This window comes from Phyllobacterium myrsinacearum, assembly GCF_002980555.1.
Classification (GTDB): Bacteria; Pseudomonadota; Alphaproteobacteria; order Rhizobiales; family Rhizobiaceae; genus Phyllobacterium; species Phyllobacterium myrsinacearum.
In genome coordinates, this window is sequence record NZ_PVBT01000001.1 from 402,800 (window position 1) to 421,503 (window position 18,704).

The following is an 18,704-nucleotide window of genomic DNA, read 5'->3' on the forward strand; positions in this document are numbered from 1 at the left end:
AATACCGAGCCGTACCCGTTAGGATTTGTTGAAAACTCTATCTTTTTTGCGGTTTTTGCAACGCTGCGAGTAGCCTGCCGTCGATGGTCAGAAGGCCAAGGGCGATGAGCGCCATGCCGGCAAAATCCTTCAAGCCCAGTTCCTCCCCGAGAAAAACTGTTCCAAGCAGGATCGCGCTGACGGGAACCACCAGCGTGACCAGCGAGGCATTGGTGGCGCCGCCGGCCCGGACGATGGAAAAGAACAGGATGTAGGCGAAGGCAGTGGAGAGCAGCCCGAGGCTGAACACGGCGGCCCAGACGCCCTGATCGGGCGCGGCAAAATCCGGCATGCCGCCGGAAAGCAGGACGACGGGGATCATGATCAGCGTCGAAGCGGTCATCTGGCCGGTCGCGGTCACCGTTGGCGGAATGCCCTTGAAACGCTTGGCGAGAATGCTGGCGAAGGCATAGGAGAGTGTGGCGGCGAGCACGGCGATTTCCGCCCACAGCGGCCCGCCTAGGCCGGAGAGGACGCCGGGCCCGATCATCACCACCGTGCCGAAGACACCGAGCAGGATGCCGGCGATCTTGTTGGCGCTGATCTTTTCATCGACGGTGAGGAATGTGGCGATGATCACTGTCCAGATCGGCGTCGTGGCGTTGAGGATGGATTCCAGCCCGGCACCGAGCGCGGTCTGGCCGATGAACAGCAGCGAGAAGGGAATGACGTTGTTCAGGAGCCCCAGTCCGGAAAAACCGAGGGCGTGCTGGCGATAGTCCCAGAACCGGATGCCGCGGGCGAGGAGATAGATGTGCAGGGCGAGGGCGGCGATGGCGACGCGAAACAGCACCAGCGTCAGTGGCGGAATGACGTGCACGGCGATTTTGGCGAAGAAGAACGAACCGCCCCATATGGCGCCCAGCAGCAGCAGTTGCAGCCAGACAAAACCGGTCATGGCGAGCGGGTTGGGCTGTGTTGTCTGGTTTACGGCCACTGGAAATCCCCCGAATCTGGCGCTGTGCCGGATATTTCTAGGTGAACGCCGGTAAATTGCCACCCGTTTCCTGCATGGAGAAAGCGACTTTCGTCCGTCATCTGCTCTTGCTAAGAGTTATGCATGGAGCAGACGATCAAGATGCAACGATTCGCCTCGGCCCGCGATGCAGCACTTACCCTGCGGCCCGATCAACCCGTTTATTGTTTTCGGCCGGATGTGCTGGTCGAGGACGCGCACCAGTTCATGCAGATGTTCCCCGGCGAAACCGCCTATGCGGTCAAGACCAACGGCGAAAATCTCGTCCTGGAAACACTGGCGCGCAACGGCATCAACACGTTCGACGTGGCATCGCCGGGCGAGTTCGCTGCGGTGCGCAAGGTCGCCCCGAACGCGCATATGCTCTACATGCACCCCATCAAGGCCCAGTCGGATATCCGGCTTGCGCTTGAAACCTACGGCATCCGCATTCTGGCCGTCGACCATGAGGACGAGATCGCCAAGATAACACGCATCGTACGCGCGCTCGATATCGATCCGGGCAGCATCACCCTTTACGTGCGGCTGCAGACCAAGGGCCATGCGGCCTATGAGCTGTCGAAGAAATTCGGCGCAACACCGGCCCATGCGGTCGAGCTTCTGCAGCGGCTACACAAGATCGGCTACAAGGTCGGCATCTGCTTCCACGTCGGCAGCCAGATCGAGGACCCCGATACCTATGAACGCGCCCTGCGGTCAGCCGACTGGGTGCGCAACCGTGCGGGCGTGCCGCTGGCCGGGCTCGACGTCGGCGGCGGATTTCCGGCCGAATATGGCCATGATCCCAAGCGCAAGCATGTGGAGATGCCCTCGCTCGGGCAATTGATGTCGCGTTTGCGCGGCGACATCAAGGAATGGGGTTTTGATGATCTGCCGCTGGTGGCGGAACCCGGCCGGGTGATCGTGGCGCGGGCCTTTTCGCTGATCGTGCGCGTGCTCCTGCGCAAGGGCAGGCGGCTTTATATCAATGACGGCATCTGGGCATCGCTGTCGGACTCTTGGACCGGCAAGATCACCCTGCCGGCGCGGTTCATACCCGACCCGGCGCACAAGCATCGCAGCGGCAATGTCCGGGAGATCGTGCCGTTCCGCGTCTGCGGCGCGACCTGCGATTCCGTCGATATCCTGTCACGGCCGTTCTGGCTGCCGGAGACGGTGGCAACCGGGGACTGGATCGAAATCGGCAATATCGGCGCCTATTCCCTGTCGCTGCGCACCCGTTTCAACGGGTTCTACCCCGATACGTTCGTCGAGGTGGAAACCCCGTTCGACGAGGGCGAGCGGCCGGAGGGCTTTGCTTCGCTGGAAACGATGTCACCATCTGGATGATCTAATTATTAGTATAATTTTCCAAAATCAAAGCTTGCAAGACGAGGTATTGCCTCGACCGTTTTAGGTTGGATGCTCATATTTACCCCTGTATTTTCAAGGGGTATTTAAAGAATGTATCGCAAGGTTGTTACAAGACGAACGTTGTTGCAGGGCGCCGCAATCAGTACTGTTTTGGCGACGGCAGGTAGCCAAAGTTCACCCGCAAATTCAGCCAGGAAGCCCAATATTCTGTTTATTCTCGCCGATGATCTCGGCTATGCGGATTTATCCAGTTACGGGCATCCTACGATCAAGACCCCCCATATTGATTCACTTGGCCAAAATGGAACCCGGTTTCTTCAGGCTTACTCAAATTCCGCTGTCTGTTCCGCGACGCGAACGGCGCTTATCACGGGGCGTTACCAATATCGCTTGCCACTTGGGTTGGAAGAGCCATTGGCGGGCGCGGATGTAGGACTTCCGCCGGAGCATCCAACCTTGCCTTCCTTGTTAAAGAAGGCTGGATATCAAACGACGTTGATCGGTAAATGGCATATGGGAAGCTTGCCGAAATTTGGGCCGCTTCAAAGCGGTTACGAGCATTTTTACGGGTTTCGCGGAGGCGCCGTTGATTACTATTCCCATGATTCCAACAAGAAGAATGATTTTTGGGACGATGATGTTGCTATCGAGAAGGTTGGCTACCTTACCGACCTGCTCGGCGACAGAGCAGTAGAAACGATCAGCAGCAATGTCAAAGCCAACAAGCCATTTTTAATCAGCCTGCATTTCAGCGCACCGCATTGGCCGTGGGAAGTACCAGGTGAGGAAGGGAAAAAGGAGTCGGAGCGTATTGCAAGGCAGTCGCTTAGTTTGGCGACATTCGATGCTGGTTCGCAAGAAATATACCGGCGGATTGTCGAACGTTTGGATTACCAGATCGGTCGCGTTCTAGAGGCGCTGAAGGATAATGGTGTTGCAGACGATACGATAGTTATCTTTACCAGTGATAATGGCGGCGAGCGTTTTTCCAATACATGGCCTTTCTCCGGCAAAAAATCTGAGCTGCTGGAAGGCGGCCTGCGGATTCCTGCTCTCATTCGCTGGACGGGGAAAATTGCAGCGGGTAGAGCAACCAATCAGGTGGCGATCAGTATGGATTGGTTGCCCACCTTGCTGGAGGCTGCCGGAACAACGCCAGATCCAGCTTTTCCGCCGGACGGCATATCGCTGCTACCGGTTCTGACAGGCGCGACCCCGGTAAAGGAACGCAAGCTGTTTTGGCGCTACAAGGGAAACAAGCAGCGAGCGGCGCGTATCGGCGATGATAAGTATTTGAAAATTCTTGATAACACTTTTCTCTTCAATGTCGTCCACGATCCTTTGGAGAGGACAAATTTGAAAACTCGCAACAGCGATACATATAAGAAAATTCTTAGCGAATGGAGAGCCTGGAACGCAAGCATGTTATCCGAAACCGATGCCAGTTACACATTTGGGTTCTCAGGTGATCAGTTTGCAGACCATATCGGTGCAAGAGCTCCGACAAGAGATAGAGACGTCGACCAGGATTGACAGGTCTTGGTCGACGGGTGCTGCATCTGGCTTAAAAACGCGTTTTAAAGCTTACTGAGTAGTTCCGGGGTTGGCCAGGAATCTGCCGGAAGGCCCAGGCGGATTTGCTCGTCGCGCACCGCATCGCGGGTCAAGATGCCGAACACGCCGTCGATTTTCGGACCCATGTCGTGGCCGCGCGCGGCGAGCTTGGTCTGCAGTTCCTTCATCTGTTCCTGCGTGAGGCCCGTTTCGGGCGTGGTCGGCTCAAGCGGACCCGCACCGGCAAGACGTGCCGCGAAATAGGCAGCCGTTGTCGCGTAGATGATGGATTTGTTCCATTCGACGAAAACGTCGAAATTGGCGTAGGACAGGAATGCCGGTCCCTTGCGGCCCATCGGCAGCAGGAGGGATGCATCGCCATTGTCGGGACCCAGCGGCCCCTTCATGCCCATCACGCCCCATTCGGACCATTTGGAATGGGGGAGGCGGTTCGTCCGCAGGGCATTTTCCCAAGGCAGGTCCCGCGTCAGCTTGACTTCCTCCAGCCAGGGCTCGCCCTTGCGCCAGCCGAGATCGCGCAGGACGCGCGCAGCCGTCATGATGGCGTCCGGCGCACTGTTCTTGAGGTCGACCTTGCCGTCACCGTCGCCATCGACGCCGCGCTCCAGATAATCGGTCGGCAGCATCTGCATCTGGCCGATTTCACCAGCCCATGCGCCGGTGGTCTTGGAATCGACGACGCCCTTGTCGAACAGCTTGAGCAGGGCGATCAGCTGCGGCCGGAACAGCTCCGGACGGCGGCAATCGAAGGAGAGGGTAAGCAGCGCGTTCAGCGTGTCGAAATCGCCCTGGACGGCGCCGAAATCGGTTTCCAGTCCCCAGAATGCGGCAATCACCGGACCCGGCACCCCGTATTCGGATTCTGCCCTGGCAAAGGTGTCGGCATATTTCTTCAGATTGGCTGCGCCCTGCTTGAGGCGGTAATCCGACACCATGCGGGTCGAGAATGTCAGGAATGTCTGGCTGAATACGCCCTGCGCGCGGTCACGCTGCAGAACCTTGTCATCGAGCGATGCCTTGAGCAGTTCACCAAGGCCCTTGTCGGTCACGCCTGCCGCTCTTGCTTCGGCGATGAGGCCGTTGAACCAGGGTTCCATCTCGCCGCCGCAGGCTGGCTTCACAGCTGCCGGTTGCTGGTGGTTGATCTGGTCCAGTGCATAAGCAGAACTTGTCGCAGAAAGAACTGCGGCGGCAAGAGCAATCGATAGTTTGTTCATCAGGGAAATCTCGTTGGTAACAGGGGGCGCCAGCAGGCGCGCGAGCTTGTCCTGCTAATGCACGATTATGTCCCCCTCGTGAAGTCACAGAATTGCGAGAAGAGACCCAGTGTGACTTTATCGCACCTTGTTGCGCACAAGCCACTGCTTCCAGGCCGCTTCGTCGCCTGCGAACACGTTGATATCCGCATCGCCGCGAATGCCGGGAATGGCGCCGGTTCCGGTGTACTGCCAGAACGTCCAGGGATGCGGTCCGTATTTTTCATCGGGATGACCGGCAACCGAGCGCAACCAGAACGGATAGCCGGCCAGTTGCCTCAGGTCGTTGTCGTCGAAGAAGTCGACTGTGGTGTAGATGATCGGCCGTTTGCCGTAATGGCGCTCGAGAATGTCGATGAACACGCGCATTTCGCTGCGCACCACCGCCGCATTGGGGCGCAGCTTGCAGGTCGGCGATGCGGCGTTCCATTCCATATCGAGGACGGGCGGCAGGGCACCAGGATCGTTCGGCACGTTGCGGATGAACCATTGCGCCTGTTCCTTGGCAGTCCGGCAGAAATAATAGAAATGATAGGCACCGCGCGGAATGCCAGCGGCACGTGCGCCCTGCCAGTTGTCGGCGAGACGGTCATCGACCCGGTCGGCGCCTTCGGTGGCCTTGATGAAGACAAACGAGATGCGGTTGCCGCGCACGGTCGACCAGTCGATGGCGGACTGGTATTTCGAGACGTCCGTCCCGTGCACGGGATAGTGCCAGGGCGTTCTGCCTTTCCAGTCATGCGGATTGCTGTCGTTGAAGCGGGGGGCGTTGACCTTGCCTGCGGGGGCTGCGATCTGCTGCAGAGGGGCGGAGGGCCCTCGCTTTTTTGCGTCGGAAAAATCGTAGTCGACCGTTGTGCAACCGGCGAGAAGAAGGGTCAGTAATCCAGCAGCAAGTCGCTTCATCAATGGCGGTCCGTACTCGAATCGTGGAGGGGCATTTCCTATGTTTCCACTCATGCGGCATTATGCTTAACAGATCATGACCGGCGGAGATTATGGTTGATGGCAGTATGCCTTTCCTTTGTCATGATTTTTCAATGTGATATCTGTATGAGAGTTGCGGGGTATGATGGGTCACATCTTCGTGTTTGATATAACAGGCGGCAAACGTTCTGGCAGCACGGCCATGTGACCGGTCCGGGGAAGCGTATGATCAGGAAAATCGGCTGGGCTGTACTTGTGATCTGCGTCATTGGCCTTGCCAATGCGACAGTGGCTGCATGGGTGACGATCGACCGCCCGGAGCTGGGCATCGGCAACAGCCATGCGGAGCACTGCGTTCGTCCCACCGTGCCGAGCTTCTGGCGCAATTATCGCGGTTATCCCGGCTACAACAATGAACTGATTGCGGATTATTTCGGCGTCTACGCCGCCTATGCGTCGAATGTGTACAAGCCGATTGCACGGCATCATTTTGATCTGAAGACCGAATATTTCGGCTGGGAGCCGTTTGGCGAACCCATCGCCAGGGCTGGCGGGTTTTATGCGGAAGTCTATCGGCGCCGCAGTTCGGACCGCATGTCGTTCATGATCGTGTTCCGCGGCGCCAATGGCCTGGCGAGCATTCCGGGGTTTGTCAGCGAGCTCAGCTATTTCACCCAGATCCTCAACCCATGGGATCAGTACCGCACGGCGCGCCAGGAGTTTGCCAAGATCAGGGCGGACGCGCAGAAGAACTCGGACGGCCTGCCCATCGATTACATCACTGTCGGGCATGAACTGGGCGGCGGCCTTGCCCGGCACATGGCTGCGGCGTTTCCATGCACGGCGGCAATTGTCTTCAATTCCACGTTCGTGTCGAACAATTTCCGGCTGACCGAGCCCTATGACGGGCAGGTTGTCGATCTCTTTGCCGATAACGACCTGATGTCGCGGCTTGCCATCCTGTCAAACCCGCGCGCGTTCTTCCGCATTTCCCGCACACACCAGTGGTATCGCGTGCACAACACCGGTGCCATGGATGGCCGGCGTGGCATGTTCAAGACGGCAACGGCGATGGCGCGTATCCCGGTCATGTGCCTGCTGCGCAAGGATTGCGAGCTGCAGCAATCGGAAAGCGGCGACGAACTGGACGCCAATCCGCTCGGCGAGCGCACGATTGCCAATATCACCAAGCTCTATTGCCTTGCAGCACCAAGCTCGGTTGTCGCCAAGGGCGATCTCTGCAAATAGGCGCGGGAACGTCTCAGCCCGGGCGGCTGATGATCGAAATCCAGGCAAAGCCGCGGTAGAGCCTTTGCGCTTCGGCGTGCGCGCCCGTTGCCGCGGCAATATCCTGCGCCACCGCGAACAGGTTGTTGCGCGGGGTGACGTGATACCATTCGAGCCATTTGTAGAGCGCGGCTTTTGCAGCGCCAGGCAAGTCCTTCAGATCGCCGAAATCGACGATATGCAACTGGCCGCCGGGAGCCAGATGGTTGACCGCCTCGCGCATGACGCTTTCCCATTGCGGGATCATCGACACCGCGTAGGAGATGAAAATCCGGTCAAACCGGGCGCGGCCGAACAGGGCAGATGGGTCGAATTTTGCCGCATCGGCATAGGCAAGTTCGGTGCGCTCGCCCAGACCGGCAGCTGTCACCTTCTTGCGGGCTGTCGTCAGCATTTCGTTGGAAATGTCGATGCCGTAGAGCTTCGTCGTCGGGTATGCCGCTCCGGCCATGACCAGATTGCGGCCGGTACCGCAACCGATCTCCAGGATGCTGCCATTGGCCGGCGGCATGAGGCCCGCGATCATCGGATCGCGCCCGAGCAGGTAATATTTGCGCGTGGCATCGTAGAAATGGCGCTGGTGCCGGTAGACACGATCCATCAGCGGCCCATGGTCGATCTTGGCAAACATCGGTATCAATCCTTGAGCAGGTAGAGATGGAAGCCGCCATAGATGGACGACCGGTCGCGGGCATGCAGGTCGAGAGACTGTTCCTCCCGGTAATCCCAGCGCTCCAGCAGGGCGTCGTCGATACGGCCCGGCAGGATGGTGGGTTCAGCCGCCGTGCGGAAAATGACACGCGCGCCGGGCGCGGCGGTGCGGGTGATCTCGTGCCAGAGTTCATTCAACTGCTTGTCGTTCATCCAGTCCTGCGCATCGAGGAGGATGAAGCGGTCGACGGAACCAGCGGGTTTTGCTGCGAGAAACTCCGTCAACGATGCATTGACGACGCTCATGCGTTCGGCGCGGTCGCGCACGTTCTCGAAATTGTTGCGCGAGAGATAGGGCGGCAGCGGGCCGGTTTCGGCGTTGTCGCTGTAACCGCGCCCAAAAGCCTGCCAGGCGAAATAGTTTTCGGAGAGGGGGAAGCCGCAGGCGAGTTTTTCCAGGCGGCGGCGCAGCACCAGTGCCATGTTGCCGTCGCCCGCTGTCGCCAGTGCATCATATTGCTGTGGCGGGATACCGAGGCCAAACAGCGAGGATTTGCGCTTCGTTGCCCAGCGCACCATGCGCTTGTCGAAAAGCGGAGCAAGGGCGCGATCGAAATAGGCGCGCTGCTCTTCGATTGTCGCGGCCTTGAGAATGTCGCGCGGATCGATGCCATAGAGCCTGGCGACACGGTGGCCCATGCCGATGAACAGGCCAAGCAGGCCATGCCGGTAAAGGTCGCGCGAAAAGATGGTGATGCGGCGGCGTCCGGACAGCATCCGCTTTTCCCAATAGGCGCGGCTGGTGGCATCGAGATGCGGCTGGATGAAGCGTTCATAGGCGGCAAGGTTCGCCTTGTCGTCCGCCGTTCCATAGAAACGGTAGAAGGCATCGTAATTGGGCAGGCGGGTAACGGCGGCGAGCTTCAGGCGGTTGAAGGCCACGTGGGCCGTATTGAGATCGACCGCCTCGACGCTGGCGGGATCGGCCGTGAGGTACGACATGGCGTTGCAGCCGCCTGATGCAATGGTGACAATCCGGTGGCCGGAATGGATCTGCAGCGCCTCCATGTCGACCTCGGGGTCTTCCCATATCTGCGGATAGACGAGGCCCTTGAAGACGTGGGCAAACAGCCGTTCGGAAAGTCCGGCTTTTGACAGAAGCCTGTTCTGGCGTACGGCGTTTTGAACTTTTTCGTGCCGCGGCGCGGTGGCGCTGTCGGGCTGTTTCGCAAACGGCATCGGATCGAATCCCCTTTGTTGGAAATTCCTCTCCGCCTAACATTTCGATGTAACAAAGCCGTGACGGTTTTGAATCAAGTCCTTGCCGGACTGATTCAGGTTACGCGGCTAAGCCTCTGCGGCTCCAGAAAAAAACACGGTGCGCGCTTATTTTTCCAGTTCGGTTCGCACCACGACCGACATGCCGGGCGCGAGATATTGTGCCAGCTCCTGACCGGGATCGACAGAGATGCGCACGGAAATGCGCTGAGCAACCTTGGTGAAATTACCGGTTGCATTGTCGGGCTTGAGCACGCTGAATTCCGAGCCGGCGGCCGGCGCAAAGCGCTCGACATGGCCGTTCAGGCGCTTGCGGTTCAGCGCGTCCACCGTGAACGTCACGTGCTGGCCGATCCTGATATCGCTGAGCTGGGTTTCCTTGAAGTTGGCGATGATCCAGACATCAGGCGGCACGACGGCCATCAGCTGCGTTCCGGCGGTTACGTACTGCCCGAGTTTCGCGCCCACTTCGCCCACCGTACCGTCGCGCGGGGCAAGGACCTTTGTGTTGGTCATGTCGATTTCGGCGAGATTGACGGCAGCCACAGCGCCGGCGACAGCAGCTTCGAGCGAGCCGCGGCTCACCTTGATGGTCTCCAGGTCCTGCCTGGAAACTTCCAGCGCCGCCTGCGCCTGGGTTACCGCCGACTGCGCCTGTTCAAGCGCGGTTTCGGCCTGATCGGAATCGCTCTTGGTCATGACACCCTTGATGGTGAGCGGTTCAATGCGGGCCCAGTTGGCCTGCGTGCGCCGCAGGCCCGAATTGGCACTGTCGAGCTGTGCCTGGCTCGAACCGATACGCGCTTCCGCCGCCCGTTCCTGCTGGGTCGAGTTGTTGAGAGCCGCCTGCTGGCTCGCCAGCGTTGCCTTCGCCTGTTCGAGCTTCTGCGCATAGATCCGGTCATCGATCCGCACCAGCAGCTGCCCTTCCTTGACCTGCTGGTAGTCCTGCACCGGGACTTCGACCACGTATCCGCTGAGCTGCGGGCTGATGAGTGTCACATAGCCTTTGACATAGGCGTTCTCGGTGATCTCGACATTGCTGTTGAACGGCGGCAGCCGCCACGCATAGAGAACCAGCACAAGGCCGAGAAGGCCGAGAAGAATGGCGATGAGGGTGGCGGTGTTGCGGAGCAATGTGGACATGATCTTATGAACTTGGTTGGGCCAATCCGCCGGTCACGCGCGGAGCCATGAATTTTCCGGCGGCATAGCGAAAGCCGAGATGGGTGAGAAGGGCGACGAGAGCAAAGAACGAGATCGCCGCAATCAGGAAGAATGCGTCGTTATAGGCAAGGATATTGGCTTCGCGCGTGGTCTGCTGCGACAGGAGCGCGATCCCTTCGGCGTTGAGCAATGCCTTGTCGGTGATGACACGGCCATAGCCGCTGGCCAGTTGCGCCACACGCTGGGCGACGAGCGGGTCGGACAGGACGATGTGTTCCGCCAGTACGTTGGAATGGAATTTCTCGCGGATGGTGATGAAACTGCCGAAGACGGCGGTGCCGAGCAGACCGCCGAGGCTTTGTGTTGCCAGAAACACGACGAAGAAATTGACGATATAGACCGGACCGCGTTTCAGGGCGGATGTCAGGCCGGCCGACATGGCGGGCGGCAGGAAGATCACAGTTGCCGCGGCGATCAGTGCCTGGCTGACATACATGTTCTCCGGGCGGGTCAGGTTCGTTGCCTGGCTGTCCATATAGGAACCGACGATCAGGAAGATCAGGGCGACCACATGGATGGCTGGCGCGCGTTCCGGCTTCATCACCGCGGCGCAGCAGAGGCCCGCGACGACCATCGATACCATCATCACCACATAGAGCGCGGCGATCTGTTCGTTGAGCAGACCGAGATTCTGGAAGAAGTTGGTGGCAACGGTGGCCTGCTCGGAAACGATCAGCCGAAACAACAGGATGGTCCCTGCCAGATGCAGTATCTCCCTGCTGACGATCCAGCGAATATCTAGCAGCGGCTTTGTCCGGTTGAGGTCGATGACTACCGCCGTGGTGACCGTGATGACGGCAATGGCGAGAAGAATGCCGAGCCAGGGTACCTCGGTCCACCAATAGAGGCGCCCCATGACGAGAACGACAGCGGTACAGCCAAAGCCGATCGCGATCAGCAGATAGCTCAGAATATCAAGTTTTTCGATGACCTTGGCGCGCGGTGGCGGTGTCAGCGGCAAGAGATAGATGATCGCAAGGGCAATGAAGGCCAGCGAAACCTCAAACATGTAGAGGCCGCGCCATTGGCCAAACTCGAGCAATGATGGCGACAGAAACCGCGCAAGCGGCGATGCCATAGATATATTGGTCAGCACGAGACAAACCGCGACGGTCAATTTGCGCGCGGGCGGAAATGCTTCGAGCATATAAAGAAAAGCAAGGGTCGACATGGGCGAGGCCGCGATGCCGCTGAAAAAGCGGATGACGATGGCCGATTGCAGGTCCGTGACGAAAAGATGCATGAGCGAGATGAGGACAAATCCGGCGATGCTGAGCTCGGCAAAGTTTCGCAGGCCATACTGGCTGCGGATTTTGACCAGGGCAACGGACAGGCTGACATTGGGTGCCATATAGGCGGCAATCAGCCACGTCGTTTCGGTGTTGGTCGCGCCGAGATACCCCTGAATCTGCGCCACATTGGTGGCGATGAGGTTCATCCCCAAGCCTTGCGTCAGGGAGAGCAGCGTCGAGGCCGCGATATAAATGCCTGACCAGTATGGGCTCATGGCCGGCGGCGGGGCCGGCAGCACCTCACCCTCCGGTGGTTCCGGCTGCAGTTTCAGCGGGTCATACCCGACAAATTCTGCCTCGGGGATCATCCGGCCGGATCCTTGTCCATATCGCCAATGTTGCGGTTGATGGCACGCATCACCTCAAGCCCGGCGACAAGTGCCTTCTCGTCGACGCCTTTCAGAAATTCGGCCCGCAATTCCTGCGCCAGCTGATTGACCTCGCTGGCCAGTTCCGCGCCCAGAGGCGTCATGACGATCTGCTTGGCCCGGCGGTCGCCGTCCACGGAGCGCCGTTCGATAAAGCCCTGCTTTTCCAGCCCGTCGAGCAGCCGCACCATGGTGGGCGTTTCGATCTCCAGCTCTTCGGCCAGGTCCTTCTGGCTGAGGATTTCCATGCGGTCGAGCAGCATCATGGTCCGGGCGCGGGCAAAGGTCAGCCCGCGCTGCTTGACCCGTGCATCGAACAATGTGCGGATCTTGCGGCTGACTTTCGAAAGCTCGTCAATATAGGTGTCGCGGGGCGTCATCGGGTTCATATCATAGCCAGACAATAAGTAGCACGCTAATCATTATCTGGCGATATAACCGCAATCCGCCCGATTTTCAAGATGGCATGACGATTTTTGCCGGCCGCCTCAACGCAAATCGAGCCGCAGCAATTCATCATCGTAGGATTGGCCGTTGATGCGCAGGGCATCCCTTTCAAAACCAAACACCGTGAAGCCCAATCCGAGATAGAGGGTGCGGGCGGGCAGGTTGGCTGCCATGACCGTTGCGTGCAGCGTGTCGACATGCGCGCGGGCATGATCGATGACCGCCAGGGTGAGCTTCCGGCCAAGATCGTGGCCGCGCCAGTCCGCATGAACGAAAACGCCCCACAGCAGGCCCTTGTGCTTCTGTTTGGCCTTGGCCGTCGTCGCGAAACCCGCCATGCCGACCAGTTCGCTCCCGGCAAAGGCGCCGAACACGGCATTGGGTCTGGCGTCAAGCATCCGTTCAATCTCGGTTGGCGTGCGGCCGGCCTCATCCTCGTAACTGGAGCCGAAACTTTCCGGTGTGTTTTGAAGGCCATGCAGGCGCAGGGACTGAAAGGCGGCGGCATCTTGCGCTGTCAGGACGCGAATCAAGGGGGAAGGGGACATGCGGGGCACTCTGCTGGCGTGGGATCGGAGGGGCCAGTCTTGCAAAAGAACCGGCTTGGCACAACCGCCGGAAAATGGCCGGTTTGCCTGCGTTTATGCGGTTATTCGATGAAAAGTTAACCGAACTTTAAAACAAGACCCAACTTTGCCTCAATTCAGGTAAGATAACAACGTGAGGGACGTATTTGGTTGAAACGGAGAGGGTATACCCATGAACAGCAAACTACTTATTTCACTCGGCATGGTTTCGCTTCTTGCACTGACCGCATGCGGCAAGAAGGAAGAGGAAAAGAAGGCTCCGGCAGCGACCGAGCAGCCTGCTGCCACCCCGGCCAAGCCCGCTGCTCCCGCAACACCGTCCACGACGCAGGCGCCCGCCGCTCCGGCAGCGCCGATGAATGCGGCGGACACGTTGCAGAAGCTGAAAGAGCAGGCCGCAACCATGACGGCAGAACAGAAGCAGGCCGCCATTGCGACCGCGCGCAAGGCTGCGGAAGATGCGGCCAAGGCTGCCGGCCAGACGGCCGACCAGATCAAGGCCTCTGCCGATGCGGCGGAAAAAGTTATCAAGGATGCGCTCGGCGTTCAGTAAGAGCCGCTATCCCTGATGAAAATGGCCAGCTTCGTGCTGGCCATTTTATTTTTGACGGGTGCGTCAACCGGTCTGCCGCCGGCATGCCAGATCGCTCTCGCAATTGCGAAAGAATTTGAATAAAACAATACCATGTCAATCTGGCGCCGTATCAGCGACTTCATTACCACGACTGCCATCGATGCTTTCTCCAGCATCATCGAGGCCGTGCGTACAGCCTTCGAGGGAGACCCCGAGACCCGGCGGCGCGTTGCATTCTCCATCGCCATGATTGCCCTTTCCGCCAAGATGGCCAAGGCCGACGGTGTTGTCACCGAAGTCGAGGTCAAGGCATTTCACGAGATTTTTCACGTTCCGCCCCGCTATCAGGATCAGGTGACCCGGCTCTACAATCTCGCCAAGCAGGATGTGGCGGGTTACGAGACCTATGCGGCGCAGCTGGCTTCCCTGTGCGGCACGGGCAAGCCGAACTGCAAGATGCTGGAGGATATCCTCGACGGCCTGTTCCACATTGCCAAGGCCGACGGCTCGCTGCATGACAAGGAACTGATCTTTCTGGGCACCGTCGCCGAGATTTTCGCGCTCGACGAAGAACAGTTCGACAGCATTCTGGCGCGGCATGTCGGCCGGGGGCAGGCGGACCCGTTCGTGGTTCTCGGTCTGGCGCGGGATGTCAGTTTCGAAGACGCCCGCAAGCGCTACAGGGCGCTTGTGCGTGAAAATCATCCGGACATGCTGATCGCACGCGGCGTGCCCGAGGAATTTGTCGCCATTGCCAATCAGCGCATTGCCGCTATCAATGCGGCCTGGGAAAAAGTTGAAAAAGATTTGAAGGCATATGAACGCGTTTAAACCGGACCATTTACGCGCGGAAGTGCATCCCTCACCGAATTTTGGCCCACGCAAGGACGGCAAGCATCCGTCCTATCTCGTCCTGCATTATACCGGCATGGAAACGGGAGAGGCGGCCGAGGGTTGGCTGACCAACCCGCAGAGTGAAGTCTCCGCCCACTATGTCGTGCATGAGGATGGGCGCATTGTTCAGCTCGTTCCCGAAAGCCAGCGTGCCTGGCATGCCGGGCAAAGCCACTGGAAGGGCGAGACGGACATCAATTCCTGCTCCATCGGCATCGAGATCGTCAATGGCGGACCGCTGCTCAATTTTCCCGATTTCAGCGATACGCAGATCGATGCGGTGATCGATCTGTGCAAGGGGATCGTGTCGCGCCACAAGATGCGTCCGGAGAACGTGCTCGCCCATTCCGACATTGCGCCTGCGCGCAAGATCGATCCGGGCGAAAAATTCCCGTGGCCGGTTCTCTACAATTCCGGTGTGGGCCACTGGGTGGCGCCATCGCCCATCCGGGGCGGGCGGTTCTTTTCCCTCGGCGACCGGGGTCAGCCGGTCGAGGCTTTGCAGAGCATGCTGGCGCTCTACGGCTATGATGTGCCTATCGACAGTGTGTTCGGAAGGTCGACAGAATTAGGCATTTTAGCGTTCCAGCGCCATTTTCGCCCAGAAAAAGTCGACGGAGTCGCCGACATGTCAACCATTGAAACCCTGCATAAGGTGCTTTCTGCACTTCCCGCGCTTCATGCTTAACTCTCTGTAAAAAAACGCTTTCCCGGCGTTTATTTGTGCACTGCAACCTATATATTTCAATGTGTTACACTTTGCTATTTGGCCGACCCATATTCGGCTGCATTGGACCGTCACATCCTTGGACATTGTTCCGGTAACGCCCTTTTAGATTTTTGGCGCGGAACGGGGTCCGGCAGTGCGCTCGTATTGCCCAAGCGATTTAGACGGAAAACGATGACAAAAAAATTTGGTATGATTCTCGCCCTGGTTGGGGCGACGGCCTTCTTTGGCGCAAATTCAGCATACAGCAGTCCGGCAGAGCCGACAAACCTGATGGACTACCTCAAGGCCAAACGGGCCGCAGCGGAAAAGGAAAAAGAAGGCGGGAAATCCGCCAAGACCGTCCAGGCCAAAAGCAAGGGCAAAAAGGCCGTGGTGAAGGCCCGGACACACGGCAAGAGCCTGGCATCCTCCAAGCGGCCGGTTGTTGAAACCAGGGTACGGCTCAAGACCAAGGTCCGCCACCGCAATCTCGCCAATGTCGACACGATGACAACGGGCAGCATCCCCTCCGCCGCCGGTTCGATGAAATACACGACGATCATCAATTCCTACGCCGCGTCCTACGGCGTCCCGGCTTCCCTCGCCAATGCGGTGGTCCGGGTGGAAAGCAACTACCGTGCCGACATGACCGGAAGCGCCGGTGAAATCGGCCTGATGCAGATCAAACTCGAAACAGCGCGCGGCCTTGGCTATACCGGTAGCCGCCAGGCGCTCTACAATCCCGAAACCAATATCCGCTGGGGCATGAAATATCTTGCCGGCGCACACAAGCTCGGCAACGGCACGACCTGCGGCACCATCCTGCGCTACAATGCCGGCCATGGCGCAACGCGCATGAATCCGGTCTCGGCCAACTACTGCGCCAAGGTGAAAATGGAAATGGCTTCCAACTAAACAGTTGGCAACCTGCACAAAGATGAAGGCCGGATAACCAATCCGGCCTTTTTCATTTGCGTTTTGGCGACGAAACCCTTTTATACGCTTCGTCAGCTGGCCGGGCAGCCGCGCATGTCAGAAGCCGAAAGGCGGCATGTGAGGAAAGTCCGGGCTCCAGGGAAACACGGTGCCGGATAACGTCCGGCGGGGGCGACCCCAGGGAAAGTGCCACAGAAAGGAAACCGCCCCGTCTTTCGTTGCGCCGGATCATCGCCGGTTGGGCGCAAGGAATGACGGGGTAAGGGTGAAAGGGTGGGGTAAGAGCCCACCGCGTTGCTGGTAACAGGAACGGCAAGGTAAACCCCACCGGGAGCAAAACCGAATAGGGACGGCGTGTCAGGCGAAAGCCTGGCGATCAGTTTCCGGTCAGTCGTCCGGGTAGGTTGCAGGAGGCGGATGGCAACATCCGTCCAAGATGAATGGCTGCCGCGCCGGACGCAAGTCCGGCCATACAGAACCCGGCTTACAGGCCAGCTGACACTTCATTCCCCTTCTGCCGCGGCATGCCTGCGCTTTTGCGTGGTGCGTGGTTCGACAAGCTCAGGAAGCTCACCATGAGGGGCGCCGGGGTCGGACGCGTTCGGTTTCCTGGCATGGCTGTCGACTCGTTGAGTTTCCAATCGCTGTTGCAAACGTTGGACGTAGCCAGTGTCTTCGGCGAGGTGATGCCATGACACTTCAATTGTGGCCTATCGGTATTCCTACGAATTGTATTTGAGCATCAATTCTATGATCAGTTTGCGTACTGATCGATTGCACCCCTTCAGATCACTGAAATCAGCGTAACGACTTTTGCCTATGGAGGGCTGATGGATTGCTTTCCTGTATCTAATCTTGCCGGTCCGAAAGAAGTTGACTTGACACTGGTCAAGCCTCCAACAGGATTCCCACCTGTCAAGTTCACGAACTATTCATTTCAGAGCATGATTGGTGAGACGTTGGGTATTGCATCAATCGCGTCGACGTCCCGCTCGCGCGGTTTCACCGTCCACTATTTAGATGCGTACTTCGAAGAGTTGTCCATCGAACAGACGATATCGGTGATTGTAGGGAGATCACCACGCATTGTCGGCATATTGCTTCGTTATCCCTATGTAAGCATTGTGAGACAAATAACCGATAGCGTACGCGCCCATCTCCCTCATGCGAAGATAATCATCGGTGGGCAATACCCCTCCATCAATGCGAAATTGGTTCTTGAATGGCTCCCGTCAGTTGATGGGATCTGTATAGGAGATGGCGAGCTGGCAATCCTTGACCTGCTTGAAGGGGCGGGGCGACAGATACACGGAAGAAGTTACATTTTATGGCGGTATGGACCCTCAGCGGAAAAGAGGACAGCGAAGGGTACGGCACTCGTGCATTATGCTGCACTCGATGATCTCGAGTGGCCAGACCGCAAGTATCTCCGGACCGCGCAAGAGTTTGGATATAAGGCCGTTGGGATTTCGAGTTCGCGCGGTTGTCCTTATCGTTGTGCCTTTTGTGTCCCCCATGTCTATTCTCAAAACTCAATCGAGAGACCATGGAACTACAGATCTGCTCGAAGCATCACAGATGAGATTCAGTTCCACTATGACAATGGGGATCGGCTGTTCACTTTCTCCGACGAGCACTTTCTCCCAAACAAGTTTGCGCGCAAACGAGCGGTCGAGTTCGCCAGATTGCTAAAAGCACAAAGGCTAGATGTTAAGTTCATGTTCGATTGTCGTGCTGACTCGGTGAGTGAGGAACTGTTCGCAACACTGAGAGACGTCGGCCTTTATCGCGTATACATTGGCTTTGAAGCTGCGGAAAACTCGATGCTTCTTGATTACAGAAAAGATCAAAAAATGGAGATATACGAGAGTACGTTGACACTTCTGTCCCGCCTCGGAATTGAAGCGATACCAGGAATGATAATATTCTCACCCACAACGACTCCATCAGAAATCAAGAAGAATATAGAGTTCTTTGCTGCAAATTTCTCGACATATGCCGAGGAGGATTTCCTGTCGAGACTCCAGGTTCTACCCGGAACACCGATTGCTGTCGGGTTGAAAAATCAAGGGCTTCTCGGAGATATGATCGAGGGGGAGTATTTCTGGAAATTCAAACACCCCATTGTTGAAGCCTTGTGGAACGACTTCAACGATATCGTGAAAAGCAGATCTGGTGATTTTCGTGCGTTGCGGGAGAACGACAAGCAATCGCTCTCTAATCTCAAGAAGGAAATCGAGAGGGATTTGTTTAATGCTTTGAATAAGAGAGCGCAGTAAACGTGGTTTCCCCGAAGCAGCAATTATCTCTTTAACGCACGGTGATTTT

17 protein-coding genes and 1 other RNA gene are annotated in these 18,704 nt (G+C 57.8%); 9 read left to right on the top strand and 9 right to left on the bottom strand.

Annotated features, from left to right (window positions below; translation table 11 throughout):
• Positions 1–37 precede the first annotated feature (37 nt).
• On the bottom strand, positions 38–976 hold the full coding sequence (locus C5750_RS01905; RefSeq protein WP_162800189.1) for a DMT family transporter: 939 nt from the start codon (positions 974–976) through the stop codon (positions 38–40).
• Between the two features lie 141 nt (positions 977–1,117).
• On the opposite strand from C5750_RS01905, the gene C5750_RS01910 reads away from it, so the two are divergent.
• A complete protein-coding gene (locus C5750_RS01910; protein WP_105733063.1) occupies positions 1,118–2,344 on the top strand; it encodes an alanine racemase in 1,227 nt (408 codons plus the stop codon).
• 114 nt (positions 2,345–2,458) lie between these two features.
• Entirely contained in the window at positions 2,459–3,901 is a 1,443-nt protein-coding gene (locus tag C5750_RS01915; protein WP_105732172.1) for a sulfatase family protein, read from the top strand.
• A gap of 44 nt (positions 3,902–3,945) precedes the next feature.
• Here C5750_RS01915 and C5750_RS01920 read toward each other — a convergent pair whose 3' ends face one another.
• The gene (locus C5750_RS01920; RefSeq protein ID WP_425350418.1) at positions 3,946–5,040 is read right to left on the bottom strand and encodes a lytic murein transglycosylase; all 1,095 of its coding nucleotides are present in this window, start codon (positions 5,038–5,040) and stop codon (positions 3,946–3,948) included.
• A gap of 237 nt (positions 5,041–5,277) precedes the next feature.
• The gene (locus tag C5750_RS01925; protein ID WP_105732174.1) at positions 5,278–6,105 is read right to left on the bottom strand and encodes a glycoside hydrolase family 25 protein; all 828 of its coding nucleotides are present in this window, start codon (positions 6,103–6,105) and stop codon (positions 5,278–5,280) included.
• Between the two features lie 246 nt (positions 6,106–6,351).
• On the opposite strand from C5750_RS01925, the gene C5750_RS01930 reads away from it, so the two are divergent.
• Entirely contained in the window at positions 6,352–7,374 is a 1,023-nt protein-coding gene (locus tag C5750_RS01930) for a Tle-like phospholipase domain-containing protein (RefSeq protein ID WP_105732175.1), read from the top strand.
• A 13-nt stretch (positions 7,375–7,387) separates the two neighbouring features.
• On the opposite strand, the gene C5750_RS01935 is transcribed toward C5750_RS01930, so the two are convergent.
• From C5750_RS01935 to C5750_RS01960, 6 genes are all read right to left on the bottom strand, one after another.
• Entirely contained in the window at positions 7,388–8,044 is a 657-nt protein-coding gene (locus C5750_RS01935; RefSeq protein ID WP_105732176.1) for a class I SAM-dependent methyltransferase, read from the bottom strand.
• A 5-nt stretch (positions 8,045–8,049) separates the two neighbouring features.
• Positions 8,050–9,303, bottom strand: coding sequence for a BtaA family protein (locus C5750_RS01940; RefSeq protein WP_105732177.1), 1,254 nt, complete (start codon positions 9,301–9,303; stop codon positions 8,050–8,052).
• Between the two features lie 147 nt (positions 9,304–9,450).
• Complete coding sequence (locus C5750_RS01945; protein ID WP_105732178.1) at positions 9,451–10,488, bottom strand: HlyD family secretion protein; 1,038 nt, start codon at positions 10,486–10,488, stop codon at positions 9,451–9,453.
• A 4-nt stretch (positions 10,489–10,492) separates the two neighbouring features.
• On the bottom strand, positions 10,493–12,076 hold the full coding sequence (locus C5750_RS01950; RefSeq protein ID WP_245421002.1) for an MFS transporter: 1,584 nt from the start codon (positions 12,074–12,076) through the stop codon (positions 10,493–10,495).
• 89 nt (positions 12,077–12,165) lie between these two features.
• Positions 12,166–12,609 carry a MarR family winged helix-turn-helix transcriptional regulator gene (locus C5750_RS01955; RefSeq protein WP_245420954.1) on the bottom strand — a complete coding sequence of 148 codons (444 nt, stop codon included), beginning with the start codon at positions 12,607–12,609 and terminating at the stop codon, positions 12,166–12,168.
• 108 nt (positions 12,610–12,717) lie between these two features.
• Positions 12,718–13,224: a GNAT family N-acetyltransferase gene (locus tag C5750_RS01960; RefSeq protein WP_105732181.1), complete on the bottom strand. Its 507-nt coding sequence runs from the start codon at positions 13,222–13,224 to the stop codon at positions 12,718–12,720.
• A 211-nt stretch (positions 13,225–13,435) separates the two neighbouring features.
• Between C5750_RS01960 and C5750_RS26730 the strand changes: the two genes are divergently transcribed.
• The 6 genes from C5750_RS26730 to C5750_RS01990 all read left to right on the top strand — a co-directional run bounded on the left by C5750_RS26730 (position 13,436) and on the right by C5750_RS01990 (position 18,655).
• On the top strand, positions 13,436–13,816 hold the full coding sequence (locus tag C5750_RS26730) for a hypothetical protein (RefSeq protein WP_199537956.1): 381 nt from the start codon (positions 13,436–13,438) through the stop codon (positions 13,814–13,816).
• A gap of 132 nt (positions 13,817–13,948) precedes the next feature.
• Positions 13,949–14,668 (top strand): J domain-containing protein, encoded by a 720-nt coding sequence (locus tag C5750_RS01970; protein WP_105732182.1) that lies wholly within the window; start codon positions 13,949–13,951, stop codon positions 14,666–14,668.
• Positions 14,655–15,419 (top strand): N-acetylmuramoyl-L-alanine amidase, encoded by a 765-nt coding sequence (locus C5750_RS01975; protein WP_105732183.1) that lies wholly within the window; start codon positions 14,655–14,657, stop codon positions 15,417–15,419. Before C5750_RS01970 ends, C5750_RS01975 begins: the two co-directional genes overlap by 14 nt.
• A 213-nt stretch (positions 15,420–15,632) precedes the next feature.
• Positions 15,633–16,355 carry a lytic transglycosylase domain-containing protein gene (locus C5750_RS01980; protein ID WP_105732184.1) on the top strand — a complete coding sequence of 241 codons (723 nt, stop codon included), beginning with the start codon at positions 15,633–15,635 and terminating at the stop codon, positions 16,353–16,355.
• A 92-nt stretch (positions 16,356–16,447) separates the two neighbouring features.
• An RNA gene (gene rnpB, locus C5750_RS01985) (RNase P RNA component class A) lies at positions 16,448–16,879 on the top strand.
• Positions 16,880–17,254: 375 nt separating this feature from the next.
• Positions 17,255–18,655, top strand: coding sequence for a B12-binding domain-containing radical SAM protein (locus C5750_RS01990; RefSeq protein ID WP_158531232.1), 1,401 nt, complete (start codon positions 17,255–17,257; stop codon positions 18,653–18,655).
• Positions 18,656–18,704 lie beyond the last annotated feature (49 nt).

Bases quoted from the DNA above. Each gene is read 5' to 3' on its own strand.
- C5750_RS01940 (WP_105732177.1), bottom strand. From the start codon at position 9,303: ATGCCGTTTGCGAAACAGCCCGACAGCGCCACCGCGCCGCGGCACGAA.
- C5750_RS01970 (WP_105732182.1), top strand. From the start codon at position 13,949: ATGTCAATCTGGCGCCGTATCAGCGACTTCATTACCACGACTGCCATC.
- C5750_RS01950 (WP_245421002.1), bottom strand. From the start codon at position 12,076: ATGAGCCCATACTGGTCAGGCATTTATATCGCGGCCTCGACGCTGCTC.
- C5750_RS26730 (WP_199537956.1), top strand. From the start codon at position 13,436: ATGAACAGCAAACTACTTATTTCACTCGGCATGGTTTCGCTTCTTGCA.
- C5750_RS01945 (WP_105732178.1), bottom strand. From the start codon at position 10,488: ATGTCCACATTGCTCCGCAACACCGCCACCCTCATCGCCATTCTTCTC.
- C5750_RS01915 (WP_105732172.1), top strand. From the start codon at position 2,459: ATGTATCGCAAGGTTGTTACAAGACGAACGTTGTTGCAGGGCGCCGCA.
- C5750_RS01935 (WP_105732176.1), bottom strand. From the start codon at position 8,044: ATGTTTGCCAAGATCGACCATGGGCCGCTGATGGATCGTGTCTACCGG.
- C5750_RS01955 (WP_245420954.1), bottom strand. From the start codon at position 12,609: ATGACGCCCCGCGACACCTATATTGACGAGCTTTCGAAAGTCAGCCGC.
- C5750_RS01925 (WP_105732174.1), bottom strand. From the start codon at position 6,105: ATGAAGCGACTTGCTGCTGGATTACTGACCCTTCTTCTCGCCGGTTGC.
- C5750_RS01920 (WP_425350418.1), bottom strand. From the start codon at position 5,040: ATGGAACCCTGGTTCAACGGCCTCATCGCCGAAGCAAGAGCGGCAGGC.
- C5750_RS01975 (WP_105732183.1), top strand. From the start codon at position 14,655: ATGAACGCGTTTAAACCGGACCATTTACGCGCGGAAGTGCATCCCTCA.
- C5750_RS01980 (WP_105732184.1), top strand. From the start codon at position 15,633: ATGACAAAAAAATTTGGTATGATTCTCGCCCTGGTTGGGGCGACGGCC.
- C5750_RS01910 (WP_105733063.1), top strand. From the start codon at position 1,118: ATGCAACGATTCGCCTCGGCCCGCGATGCAGCACTTACCCTGCGGCCC.
- C5750_RS01930 (WP_105732175.1), top strand. From the start codon at position 6,352: ATGATCAGGAAAATCGGCTGGGCTGTACTTGTGATCTGCGTCATTGGC.
- C5750_RS01960 (WP_105732181.1), bottom strand. From the start codon at position 13,224: ATGTCCCCTTCCCCCTTGATTCGCGTCCTGACAGCGCAAGATGCCGCC.